19 protein-coding genes and 2 pseudogenes are annotated in these 21,666 nt (G+C 70.8%); 7 read left to right on the forward strand and 14 right to left on the reverse strand.

Translation table 11 applies throughout. The annotated features are described in order from the left end of the window. Positions 1 to 10 precede the first annotated feature (10 nt). Both AB0M11_RS16745 and AB0M11_RS16750 read left to right on the forward strand, forming a co-directional pair. Entirely contained in the window at positions 11 to 766 is a 756-nt protein-coding gene (locus tag AB0M11_RS16745; protein WP_365705952.1) for a CoA transferase subunit A, read from the forward strand. Then, complete coding sequence (locus tag AB0M11_RS16750; RefSeq protein WP_365705954.1) at positions 766 to 1,416, forward strand: CoA transferase subunit B; 651 nt, start codon at positions 766 to 768, stop codon at positions 1,414 to 1,416. The genes AB0M11_RS16745 and AB0M11_RS16750 overlap by 1 nt, the downstream gene beginning before the upstream one ends. Positions 1,417 to 1,580: 164 nt before the next feature. On the opposite strand, the gene AB0M11_RS16755 is transcribed toward AB0M11_RS16750, so the two are convergent. Next, a complete protein-coding gene (locus AB0M11_RS16755; protein ID WP_365705956.1) occupies positions 1,581 to 2,780 on the reverse strand; it encodes a cysteine desulfurase-like protein in 1,200 nt (399 codons plus the stop codon). A 68-nt stretch (positions 2,781 to 2,848) separates the two neighbouring features. On the opposite strand from AB0M11_RS16755, the gene AB0M11_RS16760 reads away from it, so the two are divergent. After that, positions 2,849 to 3,796 carry a LysR family transcriptional regulator gene (locus tag AB0M11_RS16760; RefSeq protein WP_365705958.1) on the forward strand — a complete coding sequence of 316 codons (948 nt, stop codon included), beginning with the start codon at positions 2,849 to 2,851 and terminating at the stop codon, positions 3,794 to 3,796. A 326-nt stretch (positions 3,797 to 4,122) separates the two neighbouring features. Here AB0M11_RS16760 and AB0M11_RS16765 read toward each other — a convergent pair whose 3' ends face one another. From AB0M11_RS16765 to AB0M11_RS16780, 4 genes are all read right to left on the reverse strand, one after another. Continuing rightward, on the reverse strand, positions 4,123 to 5,100 hold the full coding sequence (locus tag AB0M11_RS16765; protein ID WP_365705960.1) for a hypothetical protein: 978 nt from the start codon (positions 5,098 to 5,100) through the stop codon (positions 4,123 to 4,125). A gap of 133 nt (positions 5,101 to 5,233) precedes the next feature. Continuing rightward, positions 5,234 to 6,178, reverse strand: coding sequence for a hypothetical protein (locus AB0M11_RS16770; RefSeq protein ID WP_365705962.1), 945 nt, complete (start codon positions 6,176 to 6,178; stop codon positions 5,234 to 5,236). 27 nt (positions 6,179 to 6,205) lie between these two features. After that, entirely contained in the window at positions 6,206 to 7,363 is a 1,158-nt protein-coding gene (locus tag AB0M11_RS16775) for a hypothetical protein (RefSeq protein WP_365705964.1), read from the reverse strand. Between the two features lie 213 nt (positions 7,364 to 7,576). After that, complete coding sequence (locus tag AB0M11_RS16780) at positions 7,577 to 8,266, reverse strand: hypothetical protein (RefSeq protein WP_365705966.1); 690 nt, start codon at positions 8,264 to 8,266, stop codon at positions 7,577 to 7,579. A gap of 65 nt (positions 8,267 to 8,331) precedes the next feature. On the opposite strand from AB0M11_RS16780, the pseudogene AB0M11_RS16785 reads away from it, so the two are divergent. Further along, positions 8,332 to 8,652, forward strand: a pseudogene (locus tag AB0M11_RS16785) (transposase); the annotation flags it as partial. A 27-nt stretch (positions 8,653 to 8,679) separates the two neighbouring features. On the opposite strand, the gene AB0M11_RS16790 reads toward AB0M11_RS16785, so the two are convergent. Together AB0M11_RS16790 and AB0M11_RS16795 are read right to left on the reverse strand one after the other, a co-directional pair. Then, a complete protein-coding gene (locus tag AB0M11_RS16790) occupies positions 8,680 to 9,603 on the reverse strand; it encodes an RNA polymerase sigma-70 factor (RefSeq protein ID WP_365706011.1) in 924 nt (307 codons plus the stop codon). Positions 9,604 to 9,750: 147 nt separating this feature from the next. Next, a complete protein-coding gene (locus AB0M11_RS16795; protein ID WP_365705968.1) occupies positions 9,751 to 10,224 on the reverse strand; it encodes a carboxymuconolactone decarboxylase family protein in 474 nt (157 codons plus the stop codon). A gap of 322 nt (positions 10,225 to 10,546) precedes the next feature. Between AB0M11_RS16795 and AB0M11_RS16800 the strand changes: the two genes are divergently transcribed. After that, positions 10,547 to 10,897 (forward strand): hypothetical protein, encoded by a 351-nt coding sequence (locus tag AB0M11_RS16800; protein ID WP_365706013.1) that lies wholly within the window; start codon positions 10,547 to 10,549, stop codon positions 10,895 to 10,897. A gap of 25 nt (positions 10,898 to 10,922) precedes the next feature. Here the strand turns inward: AB0M11_RS16800 and AB0M11_RS16805 are convergent, their stop codons facing one another. The 7 genes and pseudogenes from AB0M11_RS16805 to AB0M11_RS16835 form a co-directional block, all read right to left on the reverse strand. Beyond that, positions 10,923 to 11,156: an ATP-binding protein gene (locus tag AB0M11_RS16805; protein ID WP_365706015.1), complete on the reverse strand. Its 234-nt coding sequence runs from the start codon at positions 11,154 to 11,156 to the stop codon at positions 10,923 to 10,925. Positions 11,157 to 11,271: 115 nt separating this feature from the next. Beyond that, positions 11,272 to 11,579: pseudogene (locus AB0M11_RS16810) on the reverse strand (IS21 family transposase); the annotation flags it as partial. 101 nt (positions 11,580 to 11,680) lie between these two features. Next, on the reverse strand, positions 11,681 to 13,510 hold the full coding sequence (locus AB0M11_RS16815) for an FAD-dependent monooxygenase (RefSeq protein ID WP_365705970.1): 1,830 nt from the start codon (positions 13,508 to 13,510) through the stop codon (positions 11,681 to 11,683). A gap of 67 nt (positions 13,511 to 13,577) precedes the next feature. Next, a complete protein-coding gene (locus AB0M11_RS16820; protein ID WP_365705972.1) occupies positions 13,578 to 14,246 on the reverse strand; it encodes a response regulator transcription factor in 669 nt (222 codons plus the stop codon). After that, positions 14,243 to 15,571 carry a histidine kinase gene (locus tag AB0M11_RS16825; RefSeq protein WP_365705974.1) on the reverse strand — a complete coding sequence of 443 codons (1,329 nt, stop codon included), beginning with the start codon at positions 15,569 to 15,571 and terminating at the stop codon, positions 14,243 to 14,245. Before AB0M11_RS16825 ends, AB0M11_RS16820 begins: the two co-directional genes overlap by 4 nt. 25 nt (positions 15,572 to 15,596) lie before the next feature. Next, entirely contained in the window at positions 15,597 to 16,430 is an 834-nt protein-coding gene (locus AB0M11_RS16830; protein WP_365705976.1) for an ABC transporter permease, read from the reverse strand. Further along, entirely contained in the window at positions 16,430 to 17,359 is a 930-nt protein-coding gene (locus tag AB0M11_RS16835; RefSeq protein WP_365705978.1) for an ABC transporter ATP-binding protein, read from the reverse strand. Before AB0M11_RS16835 ends, AB0M11_RS16830 begins: the two co-directional genes overlap by 1 nt. Positions 17,360 to 18,134: 775 nt before the next feature. Between AB0M11_RS16835 and AB0M11_RS16840 the strand changes: the two genes are divergently transcribed. Further along, complete coding sequence (locus tag AB0M11_RS16840; RefSeq protein ID WP_365705980.1) at positions 18,135 to 19,412, forward strand: bifunctional glycosyltransferase family 2/GtrA family protein; 1,278 nt, start codon at positions 18,135 to 18,137, stop codon at positions 19,410 to 19,412. Positions 19,413 to 19,441: 29 nt separating this feature from the next. Next, complete coding sequence (locus AB0M11_RS16845) at positions 19,442 to 21,637, forward strand: glycosyltransferase family 39 protein (protein WP_365705982.1); 2,196 nt, start codon at positions 19,442 to 19,444, stop codon at positions 21,635 to 21,637. Positions 21,638 to 21,666 lie beyond the last annotated feature (29 nt).

Consider the following 21,666-nt stretch of genomic DNA (forward strand, 5'->3'; position numbering starts at 1 on the left):
TCTCCCACCCATGGACAAGGCAATTGCGAGCGCCGCGGAGGCGGTCGCCGACATCCCCGACGGCGCGTCACTCGCCGTCGGGGGTTTCGGCCTCAGCGGTATCCCCGAGGCGCTCATCCGGGCCCTTCACTCTCAGGGCGCGACAGGTCTGCAGGTCGTGTCGAACAACTGCGGTGTGGACGGCCGCGGACTCGGCGTCCTGCTCGCCGCCGGCCGGATCGCCCGTGTCACGGGCAGCTATGTGGGTGAGAACAAGGAGTTCGCCCGCCAGTACCTCTCCGGCGAACTGGAGGTCGAACTGGTCCCGCAGGGCACCCTGGCCGAACGCCTGCGCGCCGGGGGAGCGGGCATCCCCGCCTTCTACACCCCGGCGGGGGTGGGCACCCAGGTCGCCCGCGGCGGACTGCCGTGGCGCCATGCCGCCGACGGTACGGTCGCCGTCGCCTCACCGCCCAAGGAGACCCGCACCTTCCACGGCCGCCCGCACGTCCTGGAACACGGCATCACCACCGACTTCGCCCTCGTACGGGCCTGGCGCGGCGACCGCCACGGCAACCTGGTCTTCCGCCGTGCCGCCGCCAACTTCAATCCGCTGGCCGCGATGGCGGGCCGCATCACCATCGCCGAGGTGGAGGAGCTCGTGCAACCAGGTGAGTTGAACCCCGACGCGGTTCACCTGCCGGGAGTTTTCGTCCAGCGGGTGGTGGAGCTCACCCCGGCCGAGGCCGCCGACAAGCACATCGAGAAGAGGACGGTACGAAGCTGATGCCCTGGACCCGCGACCAGATGGCCGCCCGCGCCGCCGCCGAACTCAGTGACGGCTCCTACGTCAACCTCGGCATCGGCCTGCCGACCCGCATCCCCGGCCACCTCCCGCCCGGCGTCCAGGTGGTCCTGCACTCCGAGAACGGCATCCTGGGCACCGGCCCGTACCCGGCCGAGGACGAGGTGGACCCGGACCTGATCAACGCGGGCAAGGAGACCGTCACCGTGCTGCCTGGTGCCTCCTTCTTCGACTCCGCGCTGTCCTTCTCGATGATCCGCGGTGGCCACATCGACACCGCCGTCCTGGGCGCCATGCAGGTCTCCGCCGCAGGTGACCTCGCCAACTGGATGATTCCCGGCAGGATGGTCAAAGGCATGGGTGGCGCGATGGACCTCGTCCACGGCGCCCGCCGCGTCGTCGTCCTCATGGACCACACCGCCAAGGACGGCAGCCCGAAGATCCTCGACGAGTGCACCCTGCCCCTGACCGGCGAGCGCTGCGTCCACCGGATCATCACCGACCTCGGCGTCCTCGACGTCACCGAGGCCGGCCTCGCCCTGGTCGAGACCGCCCCCGGCGTCACCGTCGAGCACATCGCCGCCCGCACCGCAGCACCCCTGGACACCAACGCACTCGCCGCCGACTGCTGACCCGGCTGCCCGCCACGGCAGCGCACCCGGCACGGGAGAGTAGCCGCCCCCTCGACGCGTGGGCGCGCCTTCACCGGTGAGCCAGGCAGTGACACACGCGGGTGGCCGAACGTCCCGTTCACCAGGCCCTGCTCGCATGCGCCGGACAACCCGCCGGGCGACGGTCAGAGAAAGGTGTCGAGGCCGTCCAGGAAGCGGTCCACGTCGTCCGTGGTGTTGTAGGGAGCCAGCCCCGCGCGCAGTGCGGGATCCACCAGCTTCAGCGCGGCGAAGGGCTCGTACGCGTAGAACGACCCGGCCGGAGCCACCACGCCGCGTGCGGCCAGGTGGGCCTGGGCCTCGCGGGCGTCACGCCCTTCGAGGGTCATCAGGAGGGTCGGTGTGCGGTCGGGGGCCTTCGAGTGCAGGGTGACGGCGCCTCCCAGGGCACGCACACCTTCTTCGAGCCTCGCCCGCAGCACTCGCTCGTGCTCGTGCAGGCTTCCCAGGGAATGTGCGAGCCGCTCCCGGCGTGTGGCCGCCGCACCGGGGTCCAGGGCGGAGAGGAAGTCGACGGCCGCGGTGGCGCCCGCCAGGATCTCGTACGGCAGCGTGCCGAACTCGAAGCGTTCCGGCACGGTGTCGGGGGAGGGCAGGAGCTTGTCGGGGCGCAGGGTTTCGAGGACGTCGGGCGCCGCCGCGAGGACCCCGCAGTGCGGTCCGAGGAACTTGTACGGCGAGCAGACGAACAGGTCCGCGCCGAGGGCGGGTACGTCCACCAGGTGGTGCGCGGCGTAGTGCACGCCGTCCACGTACACCACGGCGCCGACCTCGTGGGCGCGGTCGGCGATGTGCCGGACGGGCGGCTTGGTGCCGAGCACATTGGAGGCCGCCGTCACCGCGACCAGCCGGGTCCGGGGCGAGAGCGCGCGCTCGTAGGAGTCGAGGTCGAGCTCTGTCGTCACCGCGTCGATGTCGATCCAGCGCACCGTCACTCCGGCGTGCTCCGCCGCCTGGAGCCAGGGGCGGACGTTGGCGTCGTGGTCGAGGCGGCTGAGGACGATCTCGTCGCCGGCCTTCCAGCCCTTGGCCAGGTGGCGGGAGAAGTCGTACGTCAGCTGGGTGGCGCTGCGGCCGTGGACGATGCCGTCCGCGGGCACGTGAAGCAGGTCGGCGTACGCGGCGCGGAAGTCCGCGACGGCGCGCTCGGCGTTGAGCTCGGAGGCGCTGACTGTGCCGCGGTTGGACAAGGGGCCGGTCAGGGTCGCGGCGATGGCGTCGGCGACGGGGCGGGGGGTCTGTGTTCCGCCCGGTCCGTCGAAGAAGGCGAGGCCGGTGCCGAGGGAGGGGAAATGAGCCCGGAGAGCGGTGAGGTCGATGGCCATGGGCTTACTCTGGCGTCGGCCGCGCGGACACGTAAAGCGATGGATCCCGAAGAGAGAGTTCATGAACCGTGAAGTCCCAGCCGGACCTGAAACTCCTCGCCACCTTCCTGGCCGTCGTGCGCCGCGGCTCGATGGCCGAGGCCGCGGCCGAGCTCGGCTATGTGCCCTCGGCGGTGTCCCAGCACATCGCCGCGCTGGAACGTGACATCGGCGTGGAACTGATCGTCCGCCGCCCTGGCAGCCGGCTGATCCTCACCGCGGCCGGCCGTTCCCTCGCCGGAGCGACCGAGACGCTCTTCGACGCGACCGCGCGGTTCCAGGACGCCGCCCACCGCATCGCACGCCGTGAGATCGCCGAACTGCGCGTCGGGACCTATCCCAGCGCGATGAGCCACCTGCTCCCGGACGTCCTGTCCACGCTCAAGGCCCGCCGCCCGGGTCCCCGTGTCCGCGTCGTCGTCGTGGAGACGCACGAGGGCCTGCCGAGGGTGAAGTCGGGCGACCTGGACCTGCTCATCGCCTACCGCTACCTGCCCGAGGACCCGCCGGCCCCCTCCGACGACGCGTTGACGATCACCGTTCTGGGGCGCGAGGAACTGGTTCTGGTCACGCGTGCCGAGCCGGCGCACCCGCGCCCGGTGGACCTGGCCGCCTGCCTGGAACGGGAATGGGTCTCGGGCCATGCCCACACCCCCGACCGGCGGCTCCTGCACCGCTGGGCCGGAGAGCTCGGGATCGCACCCCAGGTGACGCTGGAGACCGAGGACCTGCACAGCATGCTCGTCATGATCCGCGCCGGTCTCGCGGTGGGCCTGATCCCGGCGACGCTCCTCGGTGCGGGGCGCGACACCGGAGTCGAGCGGGTGGCGCTGCCCCCCGGGACCGCCCCGCTCCACCGGGAGATCCTCGCAGTCAGCCGACCCGGCGCCCGGCCACCGGTCGTCGACGAGCTGGTCAGGTTGCTGGCGGGCGCGGTGGAGCGCGCGCAGGCAACAGGGGGCTTCGGCATCGGGTGAACGGGAGGATGTCGACGATCACGTGCTTCCCCACCCGAGGTGCCAACTTCTCCGCCCTTTCGTTCGACCCCGCGGATCACGGCTGGGGCAGGCTCCCCTCCATGAGTTGGGGTGCGGGTGTCGTGGGCTCCTCTGGGCCGTAGCGGGCGAGGCGGAGGACCCTTGACCCGGAAGTTCTCCAGGTGCTCCACGCTTACGGTCATGTCGAGGCACCGGCGGCTGTTGCCCCGGTGGCGGCTCACCATGTGCCAACGCCAGCGGGTCCCGGGGGTTGTGGCCGGACAGATCTTCCGGTGGAGGTGGGGAGCTCCGCCGGAGTGCGTCCGTCAGCGTTCCTGTCGTGGCGATGGGGATGACTGCGGAGCGTGGGGCCAGCGGACGGGATGGCCGGCGGGGCCATGGGTGAGCCAGGAGCCTTCGCCCAAGGGCACCAGTTCGTACGGGCTGTCCGCGTCGATGGTGATGTCGCCGCTGAGTGTGCCGGTGCGTACGTCGATCAGGTGGTAGCGGAACCACTCTTCCTCATCTTCGGTCTGTCCGCCCAGGGTGACGATGGCTGTATCCGGGGTCAGGTAGCCGCCGCTCCATTCCACGAAGGTCTCCTGCGGGTCGTACCCGAAGGTCTCGACGGGCAAGGTGAAGAGCACCTCACCGGTGGGGTGGCGGTGGAAGGCGACGTCTTCCTGTCCGTGGTCGACGGTCATGAACTGTTGGCCGTCCGGCGCCAGGTCGATGAGAATCCGGTCGCTCCACGGGTACGTCACAAAATCGGGCTCGCCGGCAGCTGTGATCGTGCCTCTGAGAACGACAGAGCCGTCCTGGCCTTCTCCGATGTCGAGGTAGACGCTGCCGTCCACGGGGTGCACAAGGTGCTCGGCACCGTGCCCGACCGTCTCCAACTCCCACCGGGCGAGGACCTCCCCGCTGTCGGCGTCGTGCACGATCCACTGGTCTGCGCCGCCGCGTCCCGCCATCACGTCCGGCCGGTAGACCCACACCGTCCGGCCGTCCAGGGACAGCTTGCAGCCGGGCCGGTGGCCATGACGCACGTCGGAGCGCGGTTCGAAGTCAGCTGCCCAGACGAGGTCACCAGTGCGCGTGAGACAGACCGCCCTGTTGAGGGTTGTGTACACGACGCGCTCAAGATCGGGCCGGACTGTCGACTCCACGACCTCGTCGTCGGCCTGCGGCTGGAACACCGCGGCGGGTTCCAGCGTCCCGAACGTGCCGGAGTCCACCGTGTAGGCAAGGATTCGGCTGTCGCTGTGACGAGTGATGACTTTCGGATGCCGCGCAGGGATCATCCGCCGAGGCTAATCGCCGGCTCAAGCCAACCGGCGACCGGGTCGTGAAGCAGGACGCCCCCACCATTGACATCGTGCCGGTCAAACCCGGCGAACTTCCCGACCCGCGCCTTCGAACAACGACGACGAGCAGCTACCCAAGGACCTTGCCGCCCTGGCCGACATCGGCGACGAACTCGTAGAAGTCCATGTTGGCGATCTCCAGGTTGCACGCCATGGATCCGACCTCACGGCAGGGAAGGACGGCCTGCCGTCCCGGGATGTCGTACAGGTCGACGACGGTCAGTGGCCGTCCGGGCTCGGTAAAGGTCCGGGCGTCGGCTAGAGCGACCAGTGTGGTGTGCTCGTCGGGCGGGACGAGCGCCGGGACCTGGCCCGACTGGAGGCCTTCGAAGGCAGGGTCGTCGACGACCAGCGCTGTCAACGGGTAGTGCTCCTCGTCGATCTCGTCCGGGTCAAGGTCCGCGCTGACCCAGCCGTCCGCGTCTGTCCCGCCCAGTTCGCCGAGCAGGGCCTGCCAGCCGGTCTGGTCGTCGAAGCAGGTGCGGACCAGCAGGGCGGCGGCGGTGGAGGGAAGTGGCGGGAAGGACCTGTACGGCGGTGTCGACGTGGGCGTGGGGAAGGCCGGCCGGCCGCCGTCGCCCTGGTACATGCCGTACCGGTCCATGTCGCGCACCAGGTCGTCGAAGGCGAGTGTGCCGTCCAGCAGGTCGGCGAGGATCTCGCCGAGCCGGGCCGCCGGGATCCGGACGCCGCGGCCGGGTATCGCCGCCAGGTCCACCAGCAGGGGGCCGTCCCCGCCGTACACCACCGGGATGTCCGCCATAACGACGACCGGCGGCACGGGGCTTCTGCCGGAAACAAGCGCCGGGAGGTTTCCCCCATACACGTGGTCCCATGCGCTGTCCTCGACCATACGCAGCCGCACCCTGCTGCCCTCGAGGACGAGCCCGTCGTCTTCCCGGCGGGCTGCGATCTCGTCGAGGAGCCCGCCCCACAGCGCCCGGCCGTCCTCGTAGCACGTGCAGAGCAACAGCACCTCGCCGGGTGCCGGCTGCGGAAACTCGGGAAAAGACATGTCTCTCCTTCGGCGGTGGCAGATGAGTCAGCCGACGACGAGGGTGGCGAACTCGTCGGGAGTGGCGAGGCGGGCAATGACCGTACGGCCCACCCGCTGAAGTTCCTCGTCGCGCTCGATGCTCTGGAACCTGCCGCCGCGCCGGGGCAGGGCCAGATGCTCGCGGAGCAGGGGCAGGGCCGGTGCCGCGAGAGGGCCCATGCGGTCCAGGCAGCCGACGACGTGGTTGGCCGTCGCGGGGTTCTTGGCCATGGCCGGCAGCAGGGCGTTCAAGACGGCCGGTGCCTCCGCCTCGCCGCCGACCTCCCAGAGGGCCGCCGCGGAGTGCACCCGCACCCATTCGTGGTCGTGAACCAGGAGGTTGCGCAGGCGCGGCAGCGCCGCGGACGCGGGCGGCCCCATCTCGCCGAGCAGATCGGCCGCATCCGTGGTGTGGTCGTGAGATCGCCGCCCCGGCCAAGGAGCCACTCGCCGCGCGCCGAGGGCTGCCGGCACGACGTCCTCGCCGATCGCATCCGGAGCGCAGCGGGCCCGCTGGATCAGGGCCGCGAGCCGGATCACCGGAGCGCCGGTGGGGTCGGCGGCGAGCCCGGCAAGCCAGTCCGTCACCTGGTGCGCGGCCGCCGGCAGGCGCAGTGCCAGGGTGGCCGCCGCCTCCATGATCCGCAGCCGCGCCGCGGCACCTTGATCGGCGGTCAGCCGCTCGCGCAGTGCTGCAGCGGCCCGGTCGGCGTCGTCAAGGAAGAGCCCGAGGCCGGCAATCGCGGCCAGGCGTACGTCCGGGTCTGCGTCGCGGGCGAGTTCGACGAACTCCCCTCCCCGCTCGCGCAGGAAGGCGACGGCCTGCCCGAAGCCTGTCGGCGGGTAGTACTCGATCTCGGTGCCGTCGTCCTCAAAGCCCCGTTCCAGAGACTCGCGGTCGATGTTGACCAACAGCGCCACCACGGCCGCCCGATCGGGCGCGGCGCCATCAGCGGCCGGCTCGCACAGGAAGGGCGGAGCGGCTGCCGTGGACGGGTACACGTCGCCCTGGTGGTGAATCGCATCGTAGAAGCGATCGAGTGCCGTGCTGCGCTCCCCGGCATCCGGGGAGCGCAGCGCCCGCAGCAGCGCCGACACCCCCTCGGCCGAGCCGTACGCGTGCCCCATCGACGCCCAGTCGATGTCATGCAGTCCGTCGCACATGATCCGAACCATGCCAGGCACCACTGACATCGATGCTGGTACTCAGGTCCTGGCGGTCGTGGCCCTGCCACTGACCGACGCCCCGCTGGGTTGTCCTCCAGAAGCTGGTCTGCGCCTACGAAAGGCTTGGTGCCGGGCGGTCAGACCGCCCGGCACGTCGGCCGGTGGGTGCGCAGCTTCTCGCGGTCGCGGGATGTCCCGGCCGGGGCGTTCTCAGTGTTCGAGGGCTGCCGCGGCGATGTGCAGGAGCTGATCGTCGCTGGCCCGGGCGCCGTCCCAGACCGACGTGAGGTTGGTGATCTTTCCCCACGGGTCCAGCTCGATCGCACTCATGCCGCGAGGCACCTGTCCGGTGGCGGTCCATTCGTAACCGCCGCCGGCGGTGCCACCGACCACGTGCCGCACGGCAGTGCCCGGTCCGACGAACGGAAGCTGACTGCCGGCGTTGCCGAGGAACGAGGCGATGCTGCGCCGTCCGACGACCTGGACATGGGAGACCAGGTCGGTGAGGGAGGCGTCCGGTGCGAACAGCGCCGCGGCGTGCGCGGCATCGCCGGCGCGCAGCGCCGTGGCCAGATCGTCGACGACGCGCTTCAGGCGCGGTGCGGCGGTTTCACCGACGGTGGATTCCTTGAAGTCCGGCGGGAACTGGTCGTCCGGCAGCTTCACCGCGTCGAGATTGGCGATCCCGTAATGCCGACCGTCCCAGTAGTCGACCCAGCGCACGATCTTGCCGTGCCGGAAGTTGACGACGCCGATCGTGCGCAGCTCCGAGGGGCCGAACAGTCCCGGGGTGTTGGTGAAGAAGACCACCGCGCTGGCGGCATTCCCGATGATCCGGGTCGGGTAGGACTTCGCCCCGGCCGGCCAGGTCGGCATGTACTGGGCGAAGACGTCGTGCACGCTCTGCCAGGTGTAGGACGGCCAGCCGAGAATGGCGTCGATGTAGGTGACCGGCGACTTCGCGAAAGGGCGCTGTCGGGAGAACCGTCACGATCGCCGATGGCGGCTACCGCGGAACGGGACTCGTCATCCCTCACCGTCGTCGCAGCGTGGACGAGGAACTCTCCGACTGGAAGCAGGCGCACAACAAGAGCCACGAACAGGTCCGGGCCCGCGTCGAGCACGTCTTCGCCCGCATGAAGGCCTGGAAGATCTTGCGTGACTGCCGCCTCCGCGGTGGCGGCGTGCACCAGGCGATGCGTGGCATCGCCCGCCTGCACAACCTCAACCGTCGTCGGACAGGCGAACTGGCCACGCTGCCTGCCGCTGACGTGAGCTGCTGGTAAACAACCAGGTCTTCACCACGGTCGAGGTCAGTTCATCTGCCGACGGGCCTGTTTCATTTCGTGGTCGATGGCCCAGGCGTCGGCGACCGGGCCGAGGTGGCCCAGCTTGTCAGGGTTGATGACCGAGCGGATGGTCTGGATCTGCCCGTCGAGCATGTCGAGGGCCAGGATGTGGAGGACCTTGCCGTCCCGGTCGCGGAAGACCGCGCCCGGCTGGCCGTTGACTTCGTGCGGCTCGAACGTCACGTCGATCCGGGCCATCAGCGGGTAGACGGCGGCAAGCAGTCGGGCCACGTTCTCGGCACCCACGACGGCCCTGGCCAGCTGCGGGGCCTTGCCACCGCCGTCCCCGACCAGCTGCACGTCGGCGGCCAGCAGATTCTGCAGCCCGCCCACGTCGCCGCCCTTCAACGCGTCGAAGAACCGCGTCGCGAGCTCCTGACGCTCCTGACGGTCCGCCTCAAACCGTGGCCGCCCGGCCTGCATGTGCCGCCGCGCCCGAACCAACAGCTGCCGGCACGCCGCCTCCGACCGCCCCACCGTCGCGGCGATCTCGTCGAAGCCAAAGGCGAACACCTCCCGCAGCACGAACACCGACCGCTCCAGCGGGCTGAGCCGCTCCAACAGCAAGAGCGCCGCCATCGAGACCGACTCGGCCAGCTCCGCCGAGCGTTCCGGGTCCTGGTACGGATCGCTGAGCAGCGGCTCGGGGAGCCACGGTCCGACGTACTCCTCCCGCCGCACCCGTGCGGAGCGCAGCACGTCGATCGAAATCCGCGTCACCGTGGCCGACAGAAACGCCTTGGGTGACGCGATCCGGGTCGTCGAGGCGTCGAAGCGGAGCCACGTCTCCTGTACCGCGTCCTCGGCCTCGCCCACGCTGCCCACAATCCGGTAGGCGATCGAGAACAGCAGCGGCCGCAGCTCCTCGAACTCATCGACCTTGCTCACGCCCACTCTCCCTTGAGGTCCTCTTAGCCCCGGCCGTGCTGGCCGACGCGGGCGTCTTCAGACGATCATTCGGTCAAGCGGCGGACGGGGGCAACGTCCCGTTTCCGGGTCCGGGGGCCCATCCCGGGCCCCGGACCGTACCGCGGCTCAGTGGAACTGCCCAACCACGTAGTCGCCGGCCGGCTGCTGGGTGATGATATTGAGCCGGTTCACCGTGTTCATGAAAGACACCAGCATCACCAGGGCGGTGAGCTGCTCCTCGTCGTAGTGCTTGGCGGCCCGGGCCCACACCTCGTCGCTGACCCCGCCGGCCGCGTCCGCGACCCTGGTCCCCTGCTCCGCCAGCTCCAGCGCAGCACGCTCGGCCTCGGTGAACACCGTGGCCTCCCGCCACGCCGCAACCAGGTGCAGCCGCACCGAGGTCTCGCCGGCAGCGGCGGCCTCCTTGGTGTGCATGTCGATGCAGACGGCGCAGCCGTTGATCTGGCTCACGCGCAGTGCCACCAGCTCCTGCGTCACGGCCGGCAGCGGCGAGTCCTTGAGCGCCTTGCCCGCCGACATGAAGTGCTTCAGGGCCTTGCCGGCGGTCGGGCTGGCGAAGTAGTTCAGTCGCGCGTCCATGGTGTGCTCCTCTGTGGTCGTCAGTGGGTACACCCCCTGAGACGAGGTAGCCCGACACCCTGTGACATGGACGAATGTGACCCGCGTCACCCCACCGTCGGCGCGCGTCACATGGCGAAGGACTCGCCGTCCACGGAGCTTCCAGAGCCGACCACGGCCCACGCGCCGACACCCGAACGGCGCAGACGAGCCCTTGGGTAGTGCCTGGGGTGAGCACATCGAGGATTACTTACGGGACATCGCTCAGGGAGTCGTCCCTCCGATGGAGGCACCGGCCTCGTGCGTCGGGAACTTGGACGATCGGCTGATCGTCTTCTTGGGCGTGCCCCGCGTTCTTGTTCTTGGAATCGACCCCCGTGCAGTGCCCGGGATGGACGGAGACGCCATCGGAGCGGCCCTTGAGCAGGAACTGGCCAGATTCGGCGATCAGGCCATCGATGCGTCCATGACGCTGATCGGGCTGGACGAGTCGGCCGAGTCGACGATCGTTGCGGCGCTGTCCGAGCACAGCTGGGACGTCGTCGTCATCGGGGGTGGGATCCGCAAGCCGGAGCCGCTCATGCCGCTCTTTGAACAGGTCGTGAATCTGGTTCGACGGCATGCGCCGAAGGCGGCGATCGCGTTCAACACGAGCGGCGGTGACAGCGTCGAAGCCGCTCAGCGGTGGCTGTGAGCCGGAGTGTGTCGACGGTGGTCCCTCAGGGGGCTGTGGCCACGCAGTTGCCCAACCCCTGAGGTGGTTTCGCCTTTTTTGCCGGGGGCTTGGTCGGGTCGGTGGGGCCCTTCGGTCGTCTGTGGGGCCGATAGCTGGGGCCGTTCATGATGACTTGGTGGCTGGCGTCGATCAGCCGGTCGCGGAGGGACTCCGCGACGACCGGGTTCGGGAAGAGGGGATACCAGCCGCCGGGCGCCCTGTTGCTGGTGATGATCAGGGACCGGCCCTGCCGTTCGGAGACGAGTTCGTAGGGGGCGTCGGCCGGACGGGGACAGCTGGCGCATGGTGAAGTCGTCGAGGATGAGCACGTCGGGCCGGATGAGTTCGCGGAGTCCGCTCCAGAACGAGTCGCGGACGCAGGGCATGGGCCGCTCCGCCCCGGGGCTTGTCCTTCGGCTTCGACGCGCGGGCAGGATCCACCAACGCCCCGTAGTAGGAGGCGAGTTCGGCATACGACTTGGTGATCTGCGGGTCGTAGAGGTCCGGCTTGTCCACCCCCCGCCTTCAGGGTGTCCGGGACCAGGCGCCGCGGGACGCCGCCGAAGAGGCGGAAGGCTTCCGCGTGCGCCATAGTCCAGGTGTGCTGGTCCATGTGCGGCACCGGGCGGACGAATATGTGCCGCGAGGAGGGAAGCACCATACGCCCGCGGCGCCCACCGAAGGTGCGCTGGGTCGCTGACCTGTGCGATCTGCATGGACAGGCCGTCGTTGAATGCGCCGCTCCTGATCGGATACGCGTGGTCACTCCATCGACGGGACCGCGGGTATGGGCTGTGTGGGCTGGAGGCCGAGCACCGAGCACACGCTCCGGCGGAGTTCGGCGGGGCGGTCCTCGGACCAGTCGGGTGCCCGCCAGGCGATATGCCGGTCCGGGCGGACGAGCAGTGCCCCGCTGCTGTCGATTTCGCGGGCGGCGGCCCATTCGCCGTTGGGGTCGGTCCATTCGGCGCCGGCGCCGATGACGCGGACGTGCACGGTCGCTCCGGTGTCGCCCGCCGCCTGCGCGGCCTCGGCCCACCGGTGGGCGTGCTCGGCGTTCACGAGCAGGGTGAGGCCGCGTGGGGCGATCAGCTGGTGCACGGACTGCCGGGATCCGTCGTGGCTGAGCCAGGCGTGGGGGAGATGATGGCCGGGGCGTGTGGTGGGCACGTAGTCGCGCAGTGGGTGCCTTCCCTCTGGCGCGGGTGTGCCGTCGGGGACCAGCGCACCCGCGTCGTAGTGATAGCCGAGTTCCACCGCGAGCTGACTGAAGTCGTCGGCGTTGCTCGCGACCGCTTCGGCGACCGCGGCACGTTTGGCGTCGCCCTCGGAGGTGTCCGCGAACCACTCGGTGACGGCGTCCCAGCCTTCTTCCTCGCTCTGGGCAGCTCGCAGACCGAGTGCCGCGGCGATGCGGGCGTGTCCGCCGGCGTTGGTGAGGCAGTGCCGGACGTTGAACTCGCCCACCGGGCGGCGTTCGGTCTCGTAGCTGTCGAGCAGGGCGTCGGTGGCCTGGCCGGACAGGACGGCGTCCAGCTTCCAGACGAGGTTATGCGCATCCTGGACCGCAGTGTTCAGGCCCAGCCCGCCGGTCGGCGGGTGCCGGTGGGCCGCGTTGCCGGCCAGGAAGACGGGGCCCAGCCGCTGGCGCCGGGACACCACGCCCTCCAACTCCCAGTGGCTGACCGCGTGCACCTCGATGTCCAGGTCGGGGACGCCGAGCATGCGGCGGATGCGGCCGAGGACAGCGGACAGATCGCTGCGTTCGGCGTCGGTGGTGCGGTAGCCAACGTGCGCGGCCCACTCGGTCGTCTCGCGCCCCCAGCGATCGGGCCCCATCGAGCACAGTGCACCGGCGAACGAACCTTGGCCGTCGGGGTTGATGAAGTAATACAGCAGCGTCTCGTCGTCGGAGATGCACTCCGACAGGTCCATGGTGGTGTGCACGGTGACCATGTCGAGCAGCCCCGTGGGCCCGTCCATTTCGATGCCGAGCAGGTCGGTGCAGGTCCGGCCGCCGTCCGCCGCGACGACGTACCGGGCGTGGACCTCGTAGGACTCGTCGCTGTCCCGGTCCCGGACGGTCGCCACGGCACCTTCGCCCGCACCGTCACCGGAGAGGGAGAGGGCGGTGAGCTCGTGGTGGAAGCGGATGTTCTCCGGTCCGCACACGGTCTCCGCCCGGGCCCGCAGCAGGGGGTCGAGGCGCGGCTGTGGCACGTTGGCGTAGCGGCAGGGGCTGGCGCGGGCGTAGCGCTCGGTGTCGGGGCCGCCGCCCCAGGCGGGGAGTGCCCCGATCTTCTGTCCGAAGGGCACGGCCGGTCCGGCCAGCGTGGTGTGCCACGCAACCCGGTGCCAGCGGTCCTCGGGAGGGGAGAGCGCGTAGACGGCCTCGGCCACGCCCATGTCGGTGAAGATCTCCATCGTGCGCTGGTTGAGCAGATGCGCCCGAGGCAGCTTCGAGGCCGCCGGATGCCGTTCGGCCAGGAGGACGTCGACGCCTCTCAGGCCGAGCAGGACGGCGGCGGAGAGTCCGGCAGGGCCGCCACCGACTATCAAAACCTCTGGCGTGCGACGGAGTTGACTGCTCATCGCATGGTTGTCCTTGTCAAGGGGGATGGTCTGCTCCGACCCTCTGCCGGCAGCAGGGCCTGGTGGGCTACGGCTTGGCCCTGACCAGCCCGGTGTCGTACGCCGTGATGACGGCCTGGATGCGGTCGCGGGCGCCGATCTTGGCAAGGATGCGGCCGACGTGCTTCTTGACGGTGGACTCGGTCAGGACGAGGCGCTCGGCGATCTCGGTGTTGGTCCAGCCCTGGCCGATGGCGACGAGGACTTCGCGTTCGCGGTCGGTGAGGGCTGCGAGGCGGGGGTCCTCGGCTGCCGGGGTGTCCGCGGGGGCCAGGACCCGGTGGGTGTAGGCGTCGAGGAGGCGGCGGGTGAGGCGGGGGGCGACGACGGCGTCGCCGGTGGCGACCGCGTGGATGCCGGCGACGAGTTCCTCGGGGCGGGCGTCTTTGAGGAGGAAGCCGCCGGCGCCGGCGCGCAGGCCTTCGTAGGCGTACTCGTCGAGGTCGAAGGTGGTGACGATGAGGACGCGGGTGCGGCCACCGGCGGCGATGATGCGGCGGGTGGCCTCGATGCCGTCCATGCCGGGCATGCGGATGTCCATGAGGACGACGTCGGGGCGGAGTTCGGCGGCCATGCGGACGGCCTCGGCGCCGTGCGCGGTCTCGCCGACGGGGGTCAGGCCGGGGGTGCCCTCCAGAAGCATGCGCACACCCATGCGTTGCAGGGGCTGGTCGTCGGCGATGAGGACGGTGGTCATGGCTGATGATCTCCCGGGGGTACGTCGAGGACGACGTCGACGAGCCAGCCCTGTCCGGTGGCACGTGGGCCGATGGTGACGGTGCCGCCGTACATGGAAGCCCGCTGGCGGATGCCGACGACGCCGTGCCCGGCCTCGCCGAACCCCGCCGCGGCGGCTGCGCCGGTGTCGGCGACCTTGATGTGCACGGCCTCGGCGTTCTTGGTGACGGTGACGTCGGCGGTGGAGCCCGGTCCGGCGTGTTTGAGGGTGTTGGTGAGGGCTTCCTGGACGATGCGGTACACGGTGAGTTGAACTCCGCTGCCGAGGGTGTCGAGGTCGCCCGTACTCCGGTAGGTCACGGGCAGACCGGCCGCGCGCACGCGCGCCAGCAGCGGGTCCAGGTCGCGGATGCCGGGCTGCGGGCCGAGCAGCCGTTCGTCTTCTTCATGGCCCCGCTCCTCGCGCAGCACGCCGAGGACCCGCCGGAGTTCGCTCATCGCCTGGCGACCGGTGTCGGCGAGGATGCGCAGGGGCTCGGCGGACTTCTCGCCGCGGTTGGTGGCGAGGGTGGCGGCGCCGTCGGCGACGCTGACCATGACGGAGAGGTTGTGGCCGACGATGTCGTGCATCTCGCGGGCGACCCGGGAGCGTTCGGCGGCGGCGGTGAGCCGGACGCGCTGCTCCTGCTCGATCTCCAGGCGTCTGGCGCGATCCTCCAAGGCCTCCAGATACATCCGGCGGATACGGAGGGTCAGGCCGAGGGTGACGGCCGCCGTCGTGGTGCCCAGCATGAAGAAGCCGCCGAGCAGCGGATGTTCGATCGGCACCAGGACGAAGACGGCCAGGAGCAGTTGGCCGACGGCCAGTGCGACGGCCCAGCCCAGCATCCGCAAGGAGCCGTTGCGGGCCAGGGTGTACAGGGCGATGAGCGCGGCGACGGGGGTCGGCAGCCAGACTCCCAGGGACCACTGGGCGAGCGACGCCGCTGCAATGGCGAAGTACGTCACGGCTGGTGCCCTGCGGCGCCACCACAGCGGCACGATGAGTGCGGCGACGAGGGCGATCAGGACGGCGGGCGGCAGTTGGTCGTGGGCGTCCTTGAGTTTGAAGGGAGTGTCGCCGTCGCTCCGGTGCAGACCGGGCAGGGTGACGGCCACCACGAACAGCACCACCGCGGTGTCGAGCAGCCACGGATGGCGGCGATCCAGTTGCCGGCGGCGGCTCTGGCCGCGGAGCAGCCGGCCCAGGAGGGGGTGTGCCCAGGCCGCCTCGAACCCGGGGGTCGGCGCGGTGGCCGTCCATTGCTCCGGGTCCGCGGCGGCCGAGGCACGGTGCGTAGTCATGGACACCATTGTCCTCGTGCCCAGGTCAGGCGTCGGTCTTCACCAGTCGCCAGGCGGCTCCGGCGAGGGTGAGGGCCACCCACCCGGCGAAGACGGCGAGTCCCGCTCCGGGGGAGAGGGCGTCGGACGACTGGTGCAGGGCGTACATCGCCGAGCCGGCGTTGCTGGGGAAGTAGGGGTTGATGTTGTCGTAGAGGGAGTCGGGCAGAAGGGAGGCCAGGCCCGGGAGGATGAGCAGGACGCCGACCAGGACCGCGATGGCCCCGGCGCTGGAGCGCAGCAGCGTGCCCAGCGCGACACCCGCGACGGCGACGAGGGCGAGGTAGAGGCCGGCACCGGCCAGGCTGCGCAGTACACCGTCGTCGCCGAGGGACAGGGCGATCTTCTCGCCGTCCAGGCCCAGGGTGCCCAACTGGAAGGCGGCCAGGGCGCCGAGCGTGGTCAGGACCAGGGTGATGGGGCCGATCACGGCGGCCTTGGACCACAGGACGGGCACGCGGCGGGGGACGGCGGTGAGGGTGGAGCGGATCATGCCGGTGGTGTACTCGCCGGCCGACAACAGGACGCCGAGCACGCCGATGGCCAGCGATGAGAAGGTCACCCCGAGCAGGGCGAGGCTGACCGCGTCCTGGTCGCCGGAGCCGGGTCCGGGCGGGCCGCCCTGCGCGGTCGCGTCGGGGCTGTAGGTGGCGGAGGCGATCGCGCCGAGGGCCACCAGCAGGACCACGGCGACGCCGAGAGTGATCCAACTGGAGCGCAGCGACCAGAACTTGGCCCACTCCGCGCGCAGCACCCGCGGACCGGTGACCTTGTAGGTCCGGGAGTCGGCCCGGGTGGGGGAGAGTTCGGTGACGGTCATCAGGCTGCCTTTCGCTCGCTGTCGACGGGATGGCTCTGGTACTCGACGACGTCCCTGGTGAGGTCCATGAACGCGGCCTCCAACGAGACGGCCTGCGGGGTCAGTTCGTACAGTGCCACCCCGTGCTCGGCCGCGATCCGCCCAATCTGGCGGGCGTCGCGTCCGGTGACCAAAAGTTCCTCGGCGGACGAGGAGGAGATCGTGACGTCCGGGCCCCCCAGCAGCGAGCGCAGCCTGGTGGCCTCGGCGGTGGCGACCTTCACACCGCCGCCGCTCGCCTCCCGGGTGAAGTCGTCGACGGTGGTGTCCGCGAGCAGCCGCCCACGGCCGATGATCACCAGATGGTCGGCGATCAGCGCAGTCTCGCTCATCAGGTGCGAGGAGAGCATCACCGCCCGGCCCTCGTCGGCCAGCGAGCGCAGCAGGTTGCGCACCCACAGCACGCCCTCGGGGTCGAGGCCGTTGACCGGCTCGTCGAGCATGACGATCGCGGGGTCGCCGAGCAGGGCCGCCGCGATGCCGAGCCGCTGGCCCATGCCGAGCGAGAAGGCCCCGACGCGCTTGCCGGCCACGCTGGTCAGCCCGGCCAGTTCGATGACCTCGTCGACCCGGCGGCGCGGAATGCCGTGTGTGTACGCGAGCGCCATCAGATGGTTGAAGGCGCTGCGGCCGGGGTGGACGGACTTGGCCTCCAGCAGGGTGCCGATCTCGTGCAGCGGTGCCGTGTGCTTCGCGTACGACTTGCCGTTGACGGTGACCGTGCCCCTGGTGGGGGCGTCCAGGCCGACGACCATGCGCATCGTGGTGGACTTGCCGGCACCGTTGGGACCGAGGAAGCCCGTGACCTCGCCGGGCTTGACGGTGAAGCTCAGCGCGTCGACGACGGTCTTGTCGCCGTACCGCTTGGTCAGCTCACGCGCTTCGATCATGGGTGTGGGCCTGCCTTTCCCCTCGGACTCGGCCGGGCGAGCTCCGCGGCCGGTGCAGTCGACATTAGGAGCGCGGCCGGCCCGAACCGTGGGACCACGGGAGACACTTGCCTGCCCGAGTGGTACCGCGGTACCAATCGGGCGCCGCTCACCGGTACGCCTCAGGTATGACGCGTCGGCGGGTAGCTGCGGCCGTACACCAGGGCAGCGGGACGTGCACCGCGCGGCACGCGCTCAGCCGGTACCCCGCCACGGCCGCAGCCGTACGACCTCGGGTCGGCGACCCTGCCGCCGTCTAGTGCACGCGGGCCCCAGGTGGCCGGTGAAGTGGAACGGTCGGCCAACCACCAGCCGGCCGCGTCACCAACCTCCCCGGACAGCACACCTGGGCTGCCTCGCCGCACCAGCAGGCGGCCACGGCGGAATCGTCGGCGCGAGTGGTGGTCAACGGCCTGCTCGCCACGGCTTCGGGGACTCGCCTCCGGGTTCTGCGAGGTGAGAGAGCGCTTCGGTGTGCGCAGAGGTGCCGGTGGTCGTTCCACAGCATCCTCTCGGCGGCTTCCCAGGTTGCTGACCTTGGCCTCCCAGGTCGCAGGGCAAGGATCGGCGACGTCCTCCGCCGCCTGCCGGCGGCGGATTGACAGCGGACTCCCCGTCGACTCCCAGCTTTCTCCCCGCGTTTCCCCTGGCACGCCGGTCAGAGTCGACCCCGCGCACCACGAGGCGTGGGCGCGAACGGGAGCCGCCCCACCGACCCCCACCGCCCGAGGAATCCATGACGCATACCAGCAGCAGTCCGCCCACGGCCCGGCCTTTCCAGCCGGCGCCACGGGCGGACGTCCCTGGTTCGACCGCTACGCACACGCCGACCGTCGAGATCGTCATCCCCGTCTACAACGAGGAACGGGCCCTGCCCGGCTGCATCCGCACCCTCCACGCCCGACTGCGCGACCAGTTGCCCTACCCCTGGCGGATCACCGTGGCGGACAACGCCAGTGTCGACCGCACCCTCGCTGTGGCCCGCGAGTTGTCCGAGGAACTGTCCGGTGTGGGCGTCATCCACCTGGAGCGCAAGGGCCGTGGCCTGGCGCTGCGCACCGTCTGGTCCATGAGCGAGGCCGACATCGTCGTCTACATGGACGTCGACCTGTCCACCGGCCTGGACGGACTGCTCCCGCTGATCGCCCCGCTGGCCAGCGGTCACTCCGACCTCGCCATAGGCAGCCGCCTCGCCCCCGGTGCCCGCACCGTGCGTGGCCCGCGCCGCGAGCTGATCTCCCGCTGCTACAACGCGTTGATCCGGCTCAGTCATGGCGCCCGCTTCAGCGACGCCCAGTGCGGGTTCAAGGCGGCCCGCACCGACGTGCTGCGCCCGCTGCTGGCCAGGACCGAGGACGATGCCTGGTTCTTCGACACCGAGCTGCTGCTGCTCGCCGAGCACAACGGCCTGCGCATCCACGAGGTCCCCGTGGACTGGGTGGAGGACGTCGACACCCGGGTGGACGTGGTCGGCACGGCCACCGACGACCTCAAGGGCCTGTGGCGCATGGCCAGGCTCAAGGCGTCGGGCGCCGCCCGCCTCCCGGTCCCTCGCCGTCCCGAGCCGGCCGCCGAGCACCCGGACGCTGTCCTGGCACCGGACGCCGTCCGATCCCAACTCGCCTGGCAGATAGGCTGTTTCGTTCTCATCGGCATCGCCTCGACCGCCGGACAGGCCCTGCTGTACTGGTTGCTGCGCGGCTGGTGGCCGCCTGCCGCGGCCAACTTCGTCTCGCTCCTCGTACTCACTCTGCTGAACACCGAGGCCAACCGCCGCCTGACCTTCCGCTACTTGGCGGACGGTGTCGGAGCAGGGCGGGCGCACCTGGGTGCCGGTGCCCTGTTCGTCGTCGGCTACCTCGTCACCTCGGCGGCGGTACTGGTGTTCCGCGACGCGGTGCCGGACGCCTCGGCGGCCGCCGAGACACTCGTGCTCGCCGCCTCCTCGGTCCTGGTCACCGCCCTGCGCTTCCTGGTGCTGCGACTGGCCGTCTTCCGCCGCCGCACTCGATGACCCCCTACTCCCCGAGAGCGAACCCCCACATGACCTCCACCACCGAGGCGCATGCGACCTCCGTCCTGCGTCTCCGCGTCACCGGGCGTGCCCTGCCAGGCTGGGCGGCCTCCGCGGCCCTGGGCGCGACCCTGCTCCTGTCCGCGCTGCTGTACGGCTGGGCCCTCGGCTCCCTCGGCTGGGCCAACAGCTACTACTCGGCCGCGGTGAAGTCGATGGGCCGCGACTGGACGAACTTCCTGTTCGGCTCCTTCGACCCGGCCGGAGTCGTCACGGTCGACAAGCCGCCGGCGGCGCTCTGGCCGCAGGTCGTCAGCAGCAAGATCTTCGGGATGCACGGGTGGGCGCTGCTCCTGCCACAGGTGGTGGAGGGCGTCGCCGCCGTCTTCGTGCTGCACCATACGGTCAGGCGCTGGGCGGGCGAGGGCGCGGCGCTGCTCGCGGCCCTGGTGATGACACTGACCCCGATCACCGTCGCCATCAACCGAGACAACAACCCCGACACGCTGCTGGTGCTGTTCCTGGTCGCCGCCGCCTACGCGCTGACCCGTGCCCTGCAGACCGACTCGGGCCGGCACTCCACCTGGTGGCTGTGCGCGAGCGGGTTCCTGGTCGGCTGTGGGTTCCTCACGAAGATGATGGCGGCCTGGATGGTGCTGCCGGCGCTCGCGGCGGCCTGGCTGGTGGGTGCGCGGGGGACCTGGCTCGCGCGGACCGGGCGGCTGCTGATCGCCGGTGCCGTGTGCGCGGTGTCCTCGCTGTGGTGGGTGGCGATGGTCGCCTGGTGGCCGGGTCAGAAGCCGTTCATCGGCGGCAGCACCGACGGCGGGGCCTGGGACCTGGTGACCGGCTACAACGGCTTCGGCCGGATCTTCGGCGAAAGTGCCGGCGCAGGCGGAGGCATGGGCAACATCGGCGGCGCCTTCGGCGGCGAGGCCGGGCTGCTGAGGCTGTTCAACGACCAGAACGCGGGGCAGATCAGCTGGCTCCTGCCGGTGAGTGCCGTGGCACTGATCGTCGCGGTGGCCGGAGCGGTACTGCGCCGCCGACAGGGCGCCGGCTCGGCGGGGGAGGCCCTGGCGGGCTCCGGATGGGTGCTGTGGGGGACCTGGCTGGTGGTGTGCGGGCTGGTGTTCTCCACCCAGGAGGGGATCTTCCACCCGTACTACACCACCCAACTGGCTCCCGCTGTAGCCGCGTTGACTGCCGGGCTGGTGACCGCGCTGGTCCGGGCGCATCGGGCCGGGGCGCGCTGGGCGCTGCCCGTCGGCGCCGGGACCGTACTGGTGACCATGGTCTGGGCCGTGGTCGTGATCCGCCGGGAGCCGTCCTGGCACGGGTGGCTGGCCTGGGTCGTGCTCCTGCTCGGGCTGATCGCCGCCGGGCTGCTGACGGCTGCGGGGTCGGCGGCCCGGCTGGTTCCGGCCGCCCTGGGCGGTGCGCTGGTGGCGGTGCTGCTCGCGCCTGCCGTCTGGGCGGTGAGTGTGACGACCGGCGGGTCCGGGTCGCCGATGGCCGGAGGCAACCCGGCAGCGGGGCCGGCGACCATGTCGTTCGGCCGAGGGACCGGCGGCGCGTTGCCCGAGGGCCTCGGCGGAGGCCGGTCCGGCATGCCCGGCGGCATGCCCTCGGGAATGCCCACAGGCTTGCCCGGGCTCCCTGGCGCGAGTGACGGCGGCTCGGGCTCCGCAGCAGGAGGCTCCATGCCCTCCTTCCCCGGGGCCGGCAGCGGCTCGACCGGCCCAGGCGGTTTCGGTCGCCTGGGCGGTGCTACGACGCTCACCTCCGACCAGCGCAAGATCCTCGACTTCGCCACCGAGCACTCCGACGGCGCCCGCATCACTCTCGCGATCGACGGGGGAGCCCAGAGTGCGGCCGCGTTCATCCTCAGCAGCGACACCACGGTCATCGGCATGGGCGGCTTCTCCGGCACCGACGACGCACCCTCCGTGCGGCAACTGCAGAAGTGGACCAAGGACGGCGAACTGCGCTACATACTCGGCTCCGGCTCTTCCGGCGGCATCGGCGCCATGATGGGCGGCAAGAATGGCGTGGCCTCCCAGCGGTCGACATGGATCAGCAAACACTGCGCCAAGGTGCCCGCCAAGAAGTACGGCGGCACCAGCAGCTCCGGCACCAGCAGCCCGGACGGCAGCGGATCGGCCGCAGGCGGCATCATGGGCCGCACCGGTACGACGACCTTGTACGACTGCGCCGCCAAGTAGCAGCAGCGGCAGAACGGACGACTGCGCAC

The sequence above is a fragment of the Streptomyces sp. NPDC051987 genome, from assembly GCF_040680735.1.
In the GTDB taxonomy this organism is placed as follows: Bacteria; Actinomycetota; Actinomycetes; order Streptomycetales; family Streptomycetaceae; genus Streptomyces.